The following is a 1,073-nucleotide window of genomic DNA, read 5'->3' as shown; positions in this document are numbered from 1 at the left end:
GGGTGGGTGACTTCTGAGGTCGTCCGACGATCTGATCCACGCCGGCTCGAGCAGCTCTCCGCTGTGATTGATCACGTCTCCGCGGGCAGCGCACAACACACCGAGCTCCAGAAAGAGGTCGATCGGCTTGCCCTGCGTATCGCCGTCAAACGCAGACGAACCACCTGTTCCCTGCTCTGGTTCTTCGGACACGTGTTCGCGCTTGGCACCATCTAAGTACTTTTCCGCATTGTCCTGGGTTCGATCCTTGCGATCATTGATCCCCGCTACCTTGCACCGGACCTGACCAGGCAGTTTTGGGTCGGATACGTGGCCGCCCTTGTCACGGTTTTCACTCGCCTGACGATCCGGTCTAGCTGGTTCGATTCTGAATATCAGAGGATCTCTTGCGAGCCCAAGCCCACCTTCACTTGGCGTTTGCTCTTCACGGCCTAGCAGCAGGTAGACCTGCGGTCGATGGTTGACTGAATACGATTTCGGCGAGTGCAGTGGTCCTGGATTTCACTCAGTTCGTAGTCGTTTTGAGGTTGAATTAGGGTGTGAGCAACCCAACTGACTTCCCTCGCCGAAGCGAGAACGCCGCGAAAACTTACCCGGTCCTCTCAGAGGGAATGGAGGGAGATTTGCGCGTCACTCGTCCACGTGCCTCGACTCAAGAGAAGGAGACGATCTTGGCGGACGCAAGACGCCGAGATGATGAAGCCGACCTCCGCGATGTCGAAGCTGACAAGCGTGCCGAGGCCGCCGACCTTCAGGCCTCTTTGGATACCGACGAGACCCATACCGGTCCTAGCGAACGCCGCGCGGCCGCACTGGATCGCTCCCACGCCAAAAGCGATCGCGAATCTTCCGCCGCCGATCGAGCCCAGCTGTCCAAGTTGGAAAACAGCCCAGACTAAAGGTTCACCCCTCCCCACGCCTCCCGGCTTCGTTCTGACGCAGCAAGTCATAAGTGCGGGAACCGGGACTGAGCCATCGCCGCTCCGACATGCTGCGTGGTCGCTCAATCAACCTCGACTTCGACGCCGCAACTGCCGACCACAGGGTACAAGACTCAATGCGGTTGTCTTGGT

At 58.8% G+C, this 1,073-nt stretch carries 2 protein-coding genes; both read left to right on the top strand.

Going from position 1 to position 1,073, the window contains the following annotated elements:
- The coding region (locus tag E3T19_RS19270) for a hypothetical protein (protein ID WP_206750441.1) at positions 1-216 on the top strand (216 nt) is incomplete at its 5' end.
- Between the two features lie 323 nt (positions 217-539).
- Positions 540-899 (top strand): hypothetical protein, encoded by a 360-nt coding sequence (locus E3T19_RS05420; RefSeq protein ID WP_134408272.1) that lies wholly within the window; start codon positions 540-542, stop codon positions 897-899.
- Positions 900-1,073: the final 174 nt, after the last annotated feature.

This window comes from Cryobacterium sp. TMT4-31 (genome assembly GCF_004403385.1).
Classification (GTDB): domain Bacteria; phylum Actinomycetota; class Actinomycetes; order Actinomycetales; family Microbacteriaceae; genus Cryobacterium; species Cryobacterium zongtaii.
The sequence above is the reverse complement of the archived record's forward strand: the minus strand, read 5'-3'. Positions and strand labels throughout refer to the sequence as shown.